At 56.0% G+C, this 13715-nt stretch carries 10 protein-coding genes and 1 pseudogene; 3 read left to right on the top strand and 8 right to left on the bottom strand.

The features are described 5' to 3' along the window. Positions 1-274 precede the first annotated feature (274 nt). Both GHO42_RS07170 and GHO42_RS07165 read left to right on the top strand, forming a co-directional pair. A complete protein-coding gene (locus GHO42_RS07170; protein ID WP_048365704.1) occupies positions 275-1189 on the top strand; it encodes a replication initiation protein in 915 nt (304 codons plus the stop codon). Between the two features lie 941 nt (positions 1190-2130). Then, positions 2131-2514 carry a hypothetical protein gene (locus GHO42_RS07165; RefSeq protein WP_043864217.1) on the top strand — a complete coding sequence of 128 codons (384 nt, stop codon included), beginning with the start codon at positions 2131-2133 and terminating at the stop codon, positions 2512-2514. Positions 2515-2850: 336 nt separating this feature from the next. On the opposite strand, the pseudogene GHO42_RS07160 reads toward GHO42_RS07165, so the two are convergent. The 8 genes and pseudogenes from GHO42_RS07160 to GHO42_RS07125 all read right to left on the bottom strand — a co-directional run. Beyond that, positions 2851-3519 (bottom strand): annotated as a pseudogene (locus GHO42_RS07160) (secretin and TonB N-terminal domain-containing protein); the annotation flags it as partial. Positions 3520-3747: 228 nt separating this feature from the next. Beyond that, positions 3748-4725 (bottom strand): FecR family protein, encoded by a 978-nt coding sequence (locus GHO42_RS07155; RefSeq protein ID WP_095018074.1) that lies wholly within the window; start codon positions 4723-4725, stop codon positions 3748-3750. A 23-nt stretch (positions 4726-4748) separates the two neighbouring features. Beyond that, entirely contained in the window at positions 4749-5243 is a 495-nt protein-coding gene (locus GHO42_RS07150; protein WP_095000470.1) for a sigma-70 family RNA polymerase sigma factor, read from the bottom strand. Positions 5244-5327: 84 nt separating this feature from the next. Further along, a complete protein-coding gene (locus tag GHO42_RS07145; RefSeq protein WP_095018075.1) occupies positions 5328-6647 on the bottom strand; it encodes an MFS transporter in 1320 nt (439 codons plus the stop codon). A 182-nt stretch (positions 6648-6829) separates the two neighbouring features. Beyond that, positions 6830-8260 carry an efflux transporter outer membrane subunit gene (locus GHO42_RS07140; RefSeq protein ID WP_095000472.1) on the bottom strand — a complete coding sequence of 477 codons (1431 nt, stop codon included), beginning with the start codon at positions 8258-8260 and terminating at the stop codon, positions 6830-6832. Continuing rightward, complete coding sequence (locus GHO42_RS07135) at positions 8257-9321, bottom strand: HlyD family secretion protein (RefSeq protein WP_095000473.1); 1065 nt, start codon at positions 9319-9321, stop codon at positions 8257-8259. Before GHO42_RS07135 ends, GHO42_RS07140 begins: the two co-directional genes overlap by 4 nt. Further along, a complete protein-coding gene (locus GHO42_RS07130) occupies positions 9318-10856 on the bottom strand; it encodes an MFS transporter (RefSeq protein ID WP_095039068.1) in 1539 nt (512 codons plus the stop codon). The genes GHO42_RS07135 and GHO42_RS07130 overlap by 4 nt, the downstream gene beginning before the upstream one ends. A 218-nt stretch (positions 10857-11074) precedes the next feature. Next, positions 11075-11983, bottom strand: a complete 909-nt coding sequence (locus tag GHO42_RS07125) for a LysR family transcriptional regulator (protein ID WP_095018077.1) — start codon at positions 11981-11983, stop codon at positions 11075-11077. Between the two features lie 315 nt (positions 11984-12298). Between GHO42_RS07125 and GHO42_RS07120 the strand changes: the two genes are divergently transcribed. Next, positions 12299-13399, top strand: a complete 1101-nt coding sequence (locus GHO42_RS07120; protein WP_153326105.1) for an FUSC family protein — start codon at positions 12299-12301, stop codon at positions 13397-13399. Positions 13400-13715 lie beyond the last annotated feature (316 nt).

Genomic DNA, 13715 nt, shown 5'->3' with positions numbered 1-13715 from the left:
CCATTTCCCTTTGCCTGCATCGTGCAGGCTTTTTTATGCCAATAAAAAACCCGCGACTAAGCGGGTTTTTTACCATCTAAGTTTGACAAACTTCGAAAGTGTGGCAACTTGAAAGGAGCAGAAAAAGAAAACCACCCGGCAAGGTGGCTAAGGATACTACAATAAAATTTTAAAAAACTTTAATCAACACACTCATTTAATCATCAAAAAGTTTATTGTCAAGTCATCTTCCAAGGTTTTCTTTTTCTAAACAACCAATTAGAAGAGGAAAACAATGGGATGTATAAAACTATTTGAGGACTACTTACCAAAGAGACCTTATCACACCGATGATTTAATCAGCGGCTTAAAAATCAACAAAAAAGAAAAAGCTAAACTTGCAAGACTAGTTCAGCCCAATGGGCCTACACATAGATATTGGATGGTTTTTGACCTCGATAAATCTAATGCAGGGATGCACTGGGATGACGTGGGAGCACCAGCCCCAAACCTAATAGCTCGAAATCCGGCCAATGGGCACGCTCATTTGCTTTACCTCCTACAAACACCTGTCCGAACCGCAATCGACGGCAAAACCGCCGCTTTACGATACGCTGCAGCCGTTGAGGCAGGCTTGCGTAGTCGTCTGGGAGCCGACAGAGGCTATTCCGGGTTGATCTGCAAGAACCCGATCAATTCCCACTGGATCGTCCACCAATGGCAGGCCGATCCATACACGTTGGACGACTTGGCCGACTACATCGACCTAACCCCTGAAAAGGCCAAAGAAAAGCCCATAGAGGATTATGGCTTGGGTCGTAACTGTATGCTTTTTGACCAATTAAGAGCGTGGGCATACAAGGCGATTCGTCAGGGTTGGCCGACCTATGAACAATGGCTAAACGCTTGCCTAGACCGTGCCACCGGCTACAACGTTAATTTTACTACGCCGTTGGACATTTCCGAAGTAAAGCACACGGCCAAAAGCGTGGCGAAGTGGACGCATAGAAACTTTAACCGGGGCACCTTTGACGATTATGTCGCAAGAACCCATACAAGCGAGATACAGGCTTTCAGGGGTAAACAGAAGGGCAAGACCAAGAGAGAACGAGGTATTATCTTACTTGAAGCAGGAGCAACCATTAAGGAAGTCATGAAGGAGTTAAATGTAAGCCGTAGAACTGTATTTTATTGGAGAAAGCAACCCTAGCATTATAATTAGTGCAAAAGCCTATATCAGATAATAGCACCCGGTGAGGGTGTTTCTTCTTCCTTTCCCGCCCATCCCCTCCCTTTCCTCCCCGTATGCCCCACATATACATACACCGCCCCACCGATATCGATATAACGCACGGAATTGGTCAAAATCGGCATTCTTCCACTCCGTTGATACAACGACACCAAGCCACACCACTACACGCCTAAAATAGCCAAATGCGTTATACCTCGCAGCATTATGGGTAGTGTAAAAAGCCTATATCAAAAACAGTCCAAAACAGCGTTAACCACTCAACCCAATACTTCCATAGGTTCGGAGATATGCCCCCCAACCTATATGTATGTATACATACATATCAAATTTCTCTCCTGATGAAAATTTCACACTTTTCAAAATTCATCAACATGGGTGAATATCATTCACTGGGCTGATAAGCCTAAATATCCCGAAAGCGATTTGGGGCAGTAACCAAAAATCGACTTTTTACAAAAATTATTTTCTTGAAAAAATTGCCGTGAAAATTTAACGTTTTCATCGAATTTTTTTAGATATTTAATTTTTTAACCATTGAATTATGGCTTATTTGCAGCAAAAAACCTTGTCAATAGCAAAACGAAAATAAATATAAGGTCGGACGTTAATGAGCAAATAGGGTTCAACCCTAAGCAAATCACTTAGTTGAAATTTGCCACAAAGCAGAACAAAAAACGACACTGCAAAAACTCAAAAATCGCTCTCAAATTAATTTCACAAAAAAATGTGGGGGATTGGTGACGTTAAAATTTCAAAAAAATCGAAAGTAGCCAATTTCCTACAATACATATCCCGGAAGCAAAACCTGAAATAGTTGAAGGTTCGGAGATATGACCTTGAAGCATTGACATATCAAAACCCTATGGTATTGGTATTATAACAACATAGGAGTTCTAATTATGAACAGGATGGAATATGCAGGAAAAATAGGCGGTATGGTTGGTGGATTTAAAAGACGTGAGCGTCAAAAATTTTTAATCATGTTCGTAAAGATAGTAGAAATGGATGAGCTTCATGATATCCGAATGACCTCAAACCTCGCTAAAAAGCTAATAGCAGCATTTTCAGGCTGCAAATCAATATCCAATGATGTTCTAATCAAGGAGTTTGCAAGAAGCGGGAACAGTGTAAAACAACAAAACCTTGATATGATTGTCCATTCATTAGTAGCACGATGGCAAGACCTTTATGAAGAACAGTGGAAAGAAGCAAAAATAAAAATAGACATTGAAGCCGACGAATACAAGCAATCTATTATCGAAAAGCTGGACATTAAACTATAAACACATGTAAAGCCCCACTTTACATACTTATACCCGTGAAGCTATTTTTCGCTTTGCGGATATACACATTCCTACACCGTAGGAATTTACAACCACTATGTATCCTGCCACGATACATACTTGTATCTTTAAACCAAATAATGACCTTCACGGACATATATCCTACTCACACAGAGTAGAAAATACCGCCTATCTTTTCGTTGAGCTAAGCAGCCATAGGTTCAAGGATATATCTCCAAACCATTAGCTATCACCCACAGCCTCACCCCCCCTTCCATTATCACTCCGTTGGCTATTTCCGTATCCGGCCCCCAATCAGGCGGATGCAGAGCCTCCACCCGCTTGGCGACCTAGATCACAATTATTAGAAACAGCTAGACCCTGTGAAATCGGTGCCATCGACAATTGTGGCTGGCCGTAGGGTGCAAACGCTGCCGGAATACCGTCAATCAGGACGGTGGAGCGCGGTGACAGACGCGACGTCAAACCCCGCACCCCCACGTTCAGCGAGATATCACTGCCGCCCGTGCCGTTGGACTCCTGCACCTGAACACCCGGGATACGCTTGAGGGCATCACTGACGTTCATCGTGCCCTGCTCGACCATCGCTTCGCGACGCACCACTGTCCGCGCCCCCGGGTGGTTCTGCACCACCGCGTCATTGGCATCGCTCAGCCAGTTGCCGACCACCTTTACATCCACCGGCCCCAGTTCCAGCGGCCCGGACGCTGGCGCAGCTGCACTGACCGTGGGCGCCGCACGCAGGGTTACAGCATCACCGTCAAGCTCGTAGCTCAAGCCACTGTCCTGCAGCAGTCGGGCCAGCGCCTGTTCTGGCGACAGGTTGCCATTCACCGCCGGAGCCTGCTTGCCAGCCACCAGCTGCGGGCTGAAAAACACTTGCAATGCCGTTTGCTGCGCCAGTTGGCTCAGGGCCGAGCCCAGGGGCTGAGATTGAATATGGATCACAGCCGGCGCAGATTCGCCAGCAAAAGCACAGGGCATTGCCGCGCTCACCGCCAGGGCCAACGCCAGCGGTAGCAGGCGCGTCCGGGCGACAGAAGATGGAATGCTCAGGGGTGTTTCAAGCGAGGATAGTCGCCCACGAAGATTGTTGTTTTTCACGTCGAGTCTTGCCCTATGGATCGCACTTGAGTGCAACTGTTAATACAAACCAGTTGCAGTTGATCAAGAAGACGAAGAACTCGAAAAAAACCTGAATCCCCAGCGCAATTATTTTCTGGCAATGATCTCCTGGCTGCCATCTGCGCGGGTTTTGATAGCCACCGGCAGGATCTGCGGCAACGCCTTGAGCAGGGCATCGGTGTCATCGGTTTTGAATACGCTGGAAAGCCGCATTTGCGCCAGCGCTGGGGTGCTGACGTGCAGCGGCTTGTCGCGATAGCGCGAGACCTCGGCGGCCACCTCGCCCAGACTGGCATCTTCAAATACCAGTTGCCCCTTGCGCCAGGCCGTCAGCGCCCCGGTATTAACTGCCTGCGCGGCCGCTACATGGCCCCGGGCATCGACCACGGTACCCAACCCGGCAGTCAGGTTGACCTGTGCATCCGGATTGCCTCCCTGGACCCGCACATGCCCTGATTCCACCGCAACCCGCGTCTGCTCGGCTTCGCGCAGCACATCAAAACGGGTACCGGTCACCGTTACCCTGCCGGCCCCGGCCTGCACCACAAATGGCCGCTCCGGATCATGGGCCACACTGAACATGGCTTCGCCCTGCTCCAGTTCAACATTGCGCTGCTCACGCGCAAAGCTGACGCGCACACGGCTGCGACCATTGAGTTCAATGCTCGAGCCATCAGGCAAATCAAGGGTGCGGTGCTCTCCCAACACCGTGGCAAATTCGGCGTGATAACCCGCCGACGACTGCAGTTGCATCCATACACCCGCCCCCGCCGCCACGGCCACAATACCTGCGGCCAGCCCGCAAGCCAGTAACGAAAGGCGTGTCGGCTTCGCCACCGGCACTTCACACAGCGCCCGCATGCGGGCCCGGGGCAAGAGATCGGCGGCTGACCACAGGCTGGCCAGCCACTGATACTCCGCCTCATGGCTGGCATGCTGCGTACGCCAGGCTTCAAACTCGGCCTGCTCGCACGCACCCAGGGTTTGTGCTTGCACGCGGGTAAACCAGGTGGCCGCCGCATCACGCACGTTGGCGCTGCCACAGGTACAGTCTCGTGTATCCATCCTGCAATCCTTTACCGATGTCATCACGGCGCCTCCACCCGTTCACGCAGATGGCGCAGGGTGCGGATCATATACTTTTCCACCATGTTCCTGGACAGCCCCAGGCGTTCGGCAATCTCGGCCTGGGTCAGGCCTTCGATTTTCTGCCAGACGAAAACCTTGCGACAATTGAGCGGCAGTTCCTGCAAAGCCCTTTCGACCGACTCAGCCAACTGGATAGCGCGCATATACTGCTCCGGATCGCCGGTTTGCGACGAACTTGGGGGAACGGCAGCCAGCTCCTTGGCGTCGCGTAACTCCTGGCGGCGAAAACCGTCTACCGCAATATTGCGTGCAGTCTGATGCAAATAGGCGCGTGGCTGCTCAACCGCATCCGGGTTGGATTCAAGCACGCGGACAAAGGTGTCATGGGCCAGGTCTTGCGCCTGCTGCCGATTGCGCAGGCGCCGGGTCCAGGTGCCGATCAACTCTTCGTAGTGTTCAAAGAAGCCCGTTCTGCGGGGCACTTTCTGAGTCATCGCACAGGACTGCACAGGTGGGGCGCGAATAGTAATGCTTCCTATTAGAGCCAGCAATCACCCGGATGACAGAAGGTCTTCGCACTACATTTCGGCCTTGGCCAGCAAACGCCTCTCAACCGCTGTAACACCGCTGAAACCGTAACGCCATGCAGTTGACAGGCCCACCAGCCCCATCAGCGCACAAAACCCCAGGCACACCCAGGGACTCCACGGCATCAGCGCGATCAGCAGCAACGGCGTGGTACTGGCCCAAAGCGCATAGGCGATATTATAGGTAAAGGAAATCCCCGAAACCCGGATCGGGGCCGGGAACAGTCCGACCATCACCGACGGCACCACCCCGACAATCCCGCAGGTCAAGCCGGCGAACGCATAGGCCAGGCCGGGCAAAACCCACTCCCCGACCAGGCTGGCATACAACACGCCAATGCCCAGCGGCAGCAGCAGACTGTACAGTGCGATGCTGCGCCATACGCCGATACGGTCAACGATCAACCCGGCCAGCACACAGCCTATATTCAAAAATACGATACCCAGGCTGCTCAACGCAAAGGTATGGCTGGCAGTCATGCCGAAGCGCTGCTGCATCACGGTCGGCGTGATAACCACAAACACCACAACGGCACTGGTGAGCACGCAGGTCAGCAGCGCTGCCGGCAGCAATGAAGCCCGGTGCTCGCGCAATACTGTGCGTAAGGGGAACTCGGCCCGGCCCTCTTTGCGTTCACGCAGGGCCAGAAACACCGGCGTTTCACTGAGCCAACGGCGCAACCACACGCCAATCACGCCGAACACGCCACCGAGCAGGAACGGAAAGCGCCAGGCGTAATCGAGGATTTCTGCCGGGGTAAACAGCTGTGCCAGCAGTGTGGCGGTCAAGGCCCCGATCAAGTAGCCAAAAGTCAGCCCGGCCTGCAAAAAACCAAGGGCAAAGCCGCGGCGACCGGCCGGCGCATGTTCGGCCACAAACACCCAGGCACTGGGTACTTCGCCACCGACCGCTGCGCCCTGCAGGATGCGCAGAGCCAGCAGGATCAGCGGGGCGAAGTAACCGATTTCGGCGTAAGTGGGCATGATGCCGATCAGCAGGCAGGGCAGCGCCATCATCAGGATGCTCAGGCTGAATACCCGTTTGCGCCCCAGGTGATCGGCAAAATGCGCCATCAGAATCCCGCCCAGCGGACGCGCCAGATAGCCGGTCACAAAAATCCCGAAGCTTTGCAGCAGACGCAGCCATTCGGGCATGTCCGGGGGAAAAAACAGCTGGCTGAGAGTCAGGGCAAAGAACACGAAAATGATAAAATCGTAGATCTCCAGCGCCCCGCCCAGGGCAGCAAGGCCCAGGGTTCTGTAGTCGGAACGGGAAAAACGCACCGTTGTGGCTTGGGTATCGGCAGACATAAATAGGCTCAATATGAACGGGGCACGCCTATATTGGCGTTTGCGATCGAAGGCGCGAGCATAGCAAAACCTGTGGGCAATCACTCATTACCTGCGGGAGCTGGCTTGCCTGCGATGCCGGCACTGCGGTTTGCCGGGATAACTTGGTCGATGCGCCCGCTCCCACCAGAATCTGCAAGCAACTACCCCTGCCACCCCCCACCCAGCGCCGCAAACACATCCACCAGGGACAACGAGACCTGCGCAGTGCTGTCCACCAGCGCCGCTTCGTTGGCCAGCAACGCGTTTTGCACCGTGAGTACGTTGAGAAAGTCCACCGTACCCTGGGCATATTGCTGGTGCACGCTGTCCAGCGCCCGCTGGCTATGCATCACCGCCTGCTGCAGGCTGTCGCGCCGGCGCTGGCTGGCCTGATACGCCACCAGCGTATCGTCCACCTCATGCCAGGCGCGCAATACGGTTTGCTGGTAGGCAATGCCCGCCTCCTGCTGGCGCCCTTCCTGCAACTGCAAGGCCCCCTGCAAACGCCCGCCCTCGAACACCGGTACGCTCAAGCCCGGGCCGAATGCAAAATTGCGCGAGCCCCAACTGCCCAGATCCGACAGCTGCGTGGCTTGAAAACCGATACTGCCGGACAGGGTAATCCGCGGATAGAAGTCCGCCTCGGCCATGCCGATCGCTGCAGTGGCTGCATGCAATCGGGCCTCGGCACGACGAATATCGGGCCGCCGTTGCGCCAATTCGCTGGGCAGACCGATCGGCACATCGGCGCCATAGGCCGGCACCCCTGCCGCTGCGCTCAATTGCGCCTGCAAGGCTCTTGGCTCGCGGGCCAGCAGCAAGCCGAGAGCATTGATCAACTGTGCACTGCGTTGCTGCAAGGGGGCCTGACGTGCTTCAATCTCGGCCACTTGGGCGCCAGCTTCAGACACCTGCAAATCCGTAGCCACGCCCTCCCGCAGCTGCAACCGGGTCAGTTCCAGGCTGCGGCGGGCGATTTGCAGGTTTTGCTCCACCACGGCCAATGCCTGCTGAGTGCCGCGCAACTGAATATAGTGCTGCGCGGTCTGCACGATCACCAACAGTTGCACCGCGTTGCGGTCCTGCACCGCCACTTGTACCGAGGCATCAGCCGCTTCCACCGAACGCTTGACCCGGCCCCAGAGGTCAGCCTCCCAACTGAACCCAAGGCCACCATTCCACAGGTTGAAAGCCTGCTTGCCACTGTGCCCGGAAGGGTCACTCAAACCTTTCTGGCTGTTACGGCTCCGACTGTAAGCCGCCGTTGCACCGACCTCGGGCAAGGTGTCGGCGTTGATCTGACGGCGGATAGCCAGGCTTTGTTGCAAGCGGCTTGCAGCCAGTTGCACATCAAAGTTGCGCTGCTGCGCCTCGCGCACCAGCGCCGACAATTGCCTGTCGCCGAAACGGTCCCACCAGTGCAGGTCCACCGCTGTTTGCAGCGCATGGTTGTGCCCCGCCTCAGTGGGTACCGACGCCCAGTTCGCAGGCAACTTGGGCACGGGAGCCTTGAAGTCCGGGCCGACCACGCAACCACTCAGGCTCAGTACGCTGTAACAGGCCACAGCCAGGGCCACTGCAGTTTTGTTCATCGAGTGCTGACCTGCTGATCGTGAGCCATTGCCGTGTCGATGGAGGCATCCACCGACATCCCCAGGCGCAATTGGCTGGCCAGTAACTGCCCGTGATCCAGAGTGACTTTCACCGCAATACGTTGCGCCACTTTGGTGAAGTTGCCCGTGGCGTTATCCGGAGCAATCGCCGAGAACGTCACCCCCGTGGCCGGGGCGATGCTGTCCACGGTGCCTTGCAGGGTCTGCCCCGGAAAACTGTCGACCTTGATCGTCACACGCTGCCCTGCCTGCATGTTGGTGAGCTGGTGCTCGAGAAAGTTGGCCACCACATAGGCGTCGGCCAGCGGCACCACCGCCAGCACGGTGTCGCCGGGTTTGACGTAAGCGCCAAGGCGCACACTGCGACGCCCCACCACACCGTCAAACGGTGCCAGCAGTTGTGTATGCGACAAGTCCAGATCGGCCCGTGCCAGTAAGGCCTCGGCATACTGCACCGAGGCTTGCGCGGCCGTAGCCCGGGCGGCCAGTACCCGGGTTTGCTGGCGAGCAGCTTCCAGTGCAGCCTTGTGCTGTGCCAACTCGGCACGCGCGGTGAGCGAACGGTTTTTCGCCTGCTGGGAGTTCTGCAGCGTGCCTGCGCCCTGCCCGGCCAGATGCTGATAACGCTGCAACTCATGCTCGGCAAATTCGACCTGCGCCAGATCCGCATCGACCGTGGCCTTGGCCTGCTCGATCAACGAACGCTGGCGTTCCAGCATCGCCAGGGCATTGACCCGTTGTGCCTGTGCCGTCGCCACGCTGGCTTGCGCGGCCTGCACGGCAGCGCGGTAGTCCTGCGGATCGATCCGCGCCAGCAACTGACCGGCCTTGACCGGCTGGTTATCCTGCACCAGCACCTCGTCGATAAACCCCGCCACTTTTGGCGCAATCAAGGTGTAATCGGCGCTGACAAAGGCATCATTGGTGTTCTGCACGGTGCCCGTGGCAAAGACCAACCGCCACAACCCGTACAGCACGATCACTGCCAACGCGACTGCGCCGACCAGAACCCAGGGCTTGCGCCCGTTTGTTGTACTCATTTCACAACTCCAGCAGCTGTGCCCGGCGCGTAGATCCGCGTGGGGCCAAAAGGAATTAACACAATCAGAAAAAGCGCCAGGACGGCCATGTACAGATAAAGATCGGAACTGGTCAGCACCACGGCCTGCTGATGAACCCGGCGCGCCAGGTCTGTGCCGGAATTGACCAGCGGCGAGTTGCCCAGCCGATCGAGCAACATGGTTGAGTGGTAGTGCTCGCGATTGAGCGTCAGCACCCCCAGCACACTGCTTGCTGCCACCGCCGAAAACCCTTTGACGGTGTTGAACCAGGCCGATGCAAACGGGCCATCCGCCGGGTTCAGGCCGCCGGTGGCGAGCATCAGCAGAGGAATCACTGCCATGGGCTGGGCGATGATCTGTATCGCCTGCAAGCTGTAAAAATTTTCCCGGTTCCACACCGAGGTAACTTGCGAACCGATGCCGCAGGCCAGCGCCAGCAACCCCAGACCAATGGCCAGCACCCAGCGACAATCGACCCAGCGCAGATTGCACAACGCAACGACCAGTGGCAGCGCAATCAATTGCGGCAAGGCCACCAGCAACATCACCGGCGCGGTTTCGAGGGGGCGATAGCCCTGCACCTGAGCGAGGTAACTGGACGGAATCTTGATCACTGCCAGCAACACAAACAACACCCCGCCCAGCGTCAACAATGCATGGGCAAGATTGCGGATTTTCAGCAGTTGCAGCTTGAAAAACGGCAGCGGATGGGACCACTCATTGATAAAGAACAGCACCATCAGGGCCGTGCCGGCGACGATAAAAAAACGGATCATCGGCGACTCGAACCAGTTCAGGCGCTGACCCAGCTCCAGCGCCAGTACCAGCATGATCAACCCCGGCAAACCCAGGAGCAGGCCGCGCCAGTCAAACTGCTTGAAACGCTCCAGACGCAACGGGTCTTGCGGCAAGCCCCAGGCCACGCAGGCCATCGACAACAGGCCCAGGGGGATGATTTGCCAGAACGCCCATTGCCACCCGGCGTACTCCACCCACCAGGCCGATAACGGCGTGCCGAAGCTGGGCCCGAAAGTGGCCGTCAGCGCATAACTGCCCAGGCCATACAGGCGAATGCCCGGCGGCAGGAAGCGCAACGCCACTGACATCAACATCGGCGGCAAGGCCCCACCGGCAAAGCCTTGCAAGGTGCGCAGCAGCATCAGCGCATCAACATTCGGGGCCAGAGGGCAAAGAATGCCCAACAGTAAAAAGGCGCCGATGGCACACAGGGTAAAACGGCGCAGGGAAAAGGTGGCTGCACACCACGGCGCAAAGGCCATGGCACTGATGGACGTGGCCGAATACACCGCCAGCAGCCAGGTGCTTTCGTCATAGCCGATACCCATCGCCCCGCGGATATCGGGCATGGCCACCTTGGTGACATTCTCGTTGAACCCCGACACCAGCACGGCGAGCAAAACGCCCAGCAGACCGGTAAAAATCCGCAGGCCAAACGCCGCACTGCTGGCCGGGGCCGGGGTGGGAGCCACAGCACCCGCAACCAGCGCCGTCACAGCGCAGCTCCAGGCGCCAGACTGCGCCCATGGTCAAACCGCCAATACATGGCTGACTCCGTCGTCTTGATAGATGACAGAAAGTTTAATCAGCCGGCATAGCTATAAAAATTGATAAATAACTAACTGTGGAGTGCGTCAGACGCAACCATTGTAATGTTGACTCCCTCCCCGTAGCAGCTGCCTCGTTCCTTCGGCAGCGGCTACAGAGGTTGCGGTCAAATCACCGCGTTGTCGCAAAAGGTCTTGAGGGTACGACGCAGCCAGCGGTGGGCATGGTCGTTGTCCAGCCGCGGATGCCAGGCCTGGACAATATCCACCGGCTGCAGGGTGATCGGCAGCTCGAACGGGCGCAGTTTGAGGCCCAGTGGCTCCAGGTTTTTGAGCAGCACCTGGGGCATCAGCGGCAGGATCAGATCCTCCCCTGCCAGGGCAAAAATCGCCGAGTAGAACGTCGGCGTGGTAAACGACACCCGACGCTCCAGCCCCAGTTCGGCCAGCAGCGCATCAATCGGCCCGCGGGCATGGCCCCTGCGGGACACACTGATGTGGTCAAAACTGGCAAAGCGCCGGGCCGTAACAGGCTCATCGAAAATCGGATGCCCTTCCCGTGCCAACCCCACAAACGGACAGGTAAACAGCCTCTGGACCTTGATATCCGGGCTGAAGCGGTTAGTGGCGCAGATAGTCAGGTCAATGCGACCTTCATTCAGTGCCTCGTCATCAGTAAAACCCTCAGGTACCACCCGCAACGTAGCCTTGGGCATCTCCAGGGCCATTTGCTGGCGCAGTGCTGCGCCATACACACCAAAAAACACGTCATTGGCGCGAATGCTGAACGTACGCTCCAGCTCACGCAAATCACTGTTCTGGCTCTGGGTGAACACCCCGTGCGCCAGCTCCACCACACCGCGCACCTGTTCACGCAACTCCAGTGCACGGGGCGTGGGCACCAGGCCACGCCCTGAACGCACCAGAATGGGGTCGTTCAAGACCTCGCGAATCCGGGTCAGGGTGCGGCTCATGGCCGGGGCACTCAGGTTCATGCGTCGGGCAGCACCCACCACAGAGCCCTCTTCGAGCAAGACATTCAAGGTAACCAGTAGATTCAAGTCAGGTATTTGCATGGAGCAAAGGGTATCGGCTAACGCTCCCCCTGCCTAGCCAACCAGCAATGCACCATTGTTGCGCAGCAGGTAAAACAGTTTCGCTCACTCTTAGCTAGCTAACTAAGAGTGGCATTGATACATTGCCGCTCGTCAGGTTTGCGCCTGACGCTCTCTTTGGTTGAGATTTTTGGCCATTACCGGATCCCCATGATGGTAATGGCCTTTTTTACGCCTGCCGCTTTTCCTGCCCCACGATAGAGCCATCCCCAGTGGTGGACCCGCCAGACCTGAACTACGCTGCCAGCCCAATCCACTACAGCAATTGGGGACTTTATGCGGCTGGGTAAAAAGATTTCGAATCTGGAACAGTTGGTCTGCAAAAATTACCGCTGGATCCACGCCACCCGCATCAGCCTGGCGTTCCTGATTACCTTTGTTGTCATCCGCTTCTTCAAGCTCGACGGCGCCTCCTATGCCCTGATCACCATGCTCATTGTCATGGGACCACAGCCCTACTGGGGCAACGTATTCTCCCGGGCCCTGCAGCGTACCGGCGGCACAGTACTGGGCGCGCTGTCCGGGCTGGTGGCGCTGTATCTGGAGATGCACTCTTTTAGCCTGATGCTGCTCTGGTGCGCGGTGATGATGTTTATTGCCGGCTACCTGACCCTGGGCAAACACCCCTATATGGCCCTGCTGATCGGAGCAACCCTGGCGGTGGTCAGCTGCGCCCCGCCCAATGACATGGAGTCGGCACTCACCCGCAGCGGCTATGTGCTGGCAGGTTCTTTGTTGGCCATGCTCTACACCAGCATTTACCCACAGCGGGCCTATACCGACCTGCGGATCAAGTTCAGCGAGAGCCTGGGCAAGATCAATACCCTGTACTCGCAATACTTCTCCCCGCGAATCCCCGAACGCCCCAATCTGGATGATCAACTGAAGAACGAACTGGACGCGGTCATCAAGTTGCGCAACTACATCACCCCTGCCAGCAACGAAAGCAACCTCAAGCCACAAGTGTTCGAGTCCCTGCAAACCCTGCACCGCAACCTGCTGGCCACCATGAGCCTGATGATCGATGCGTATTGGTCATCACGGGAAAGCCACCTGCTGATCGAAAGCGAGCCCGCCTTGAACGGTCTGCACCAGTTGATCCCGCAAGCGCTCGAATCGCTGCAGAACAAGCTGTGTATGGGCATTTCCAACAACCAGATCAGCGGCGAACTGCGCCAGAAAGCCCACGATCTCAAGGAGCTTGTGCTCAAGAGCCTGGACAGCAAGATCACCGAGACACCCTTTTATGCCTATGTCTGGCTAAGCCTGGAGATGCTCAGGCAATTGACCGAACTCAATGACCAGTTGCATGCCGCGCTGTACCACTGCGGCCATCGGCATTTGTTTAAAAACGACAAGTTGCCCGACGAAAAATAACGTAACACCCACAGCAAAAAAGTTACTTCCGACTCATTTAGATGACTTATCGCACTAAAGATGAAGATTCTTCGTACATAAACATGGAATTTTCAGCGATTAACGATGCTTAAACCGCAAACTCAAAACATATAACAAATTGTTTTATATGAAGTTTTTAACAAATCCTTGGATTTCATTTCGTGTCAACAGCCTCTGACCCGCACGCCTGCAACACCTGGCCTGCCTGAAATTATGGTCTAGGCTCTGTACGTAAAGTATTGTCGCAAGCACCGCATAGCGCAGGCCAATGAGACCATCGCCGCAAAACTTGTTG

This window comes from Pseudomonas sp. FSL R10-0056 (genome assembly GCF_009600105.1).
GTDB lineage: Bacteria > Pseudomonadota > Gammaproteobacteria > Pseudomonadales > Pseudomonadaceae > Aquipseudomonas > Aquipseudomonas bubulae.
This window is presented reverse-complemented; position numbering and strand designations above follow the sequence as displayed.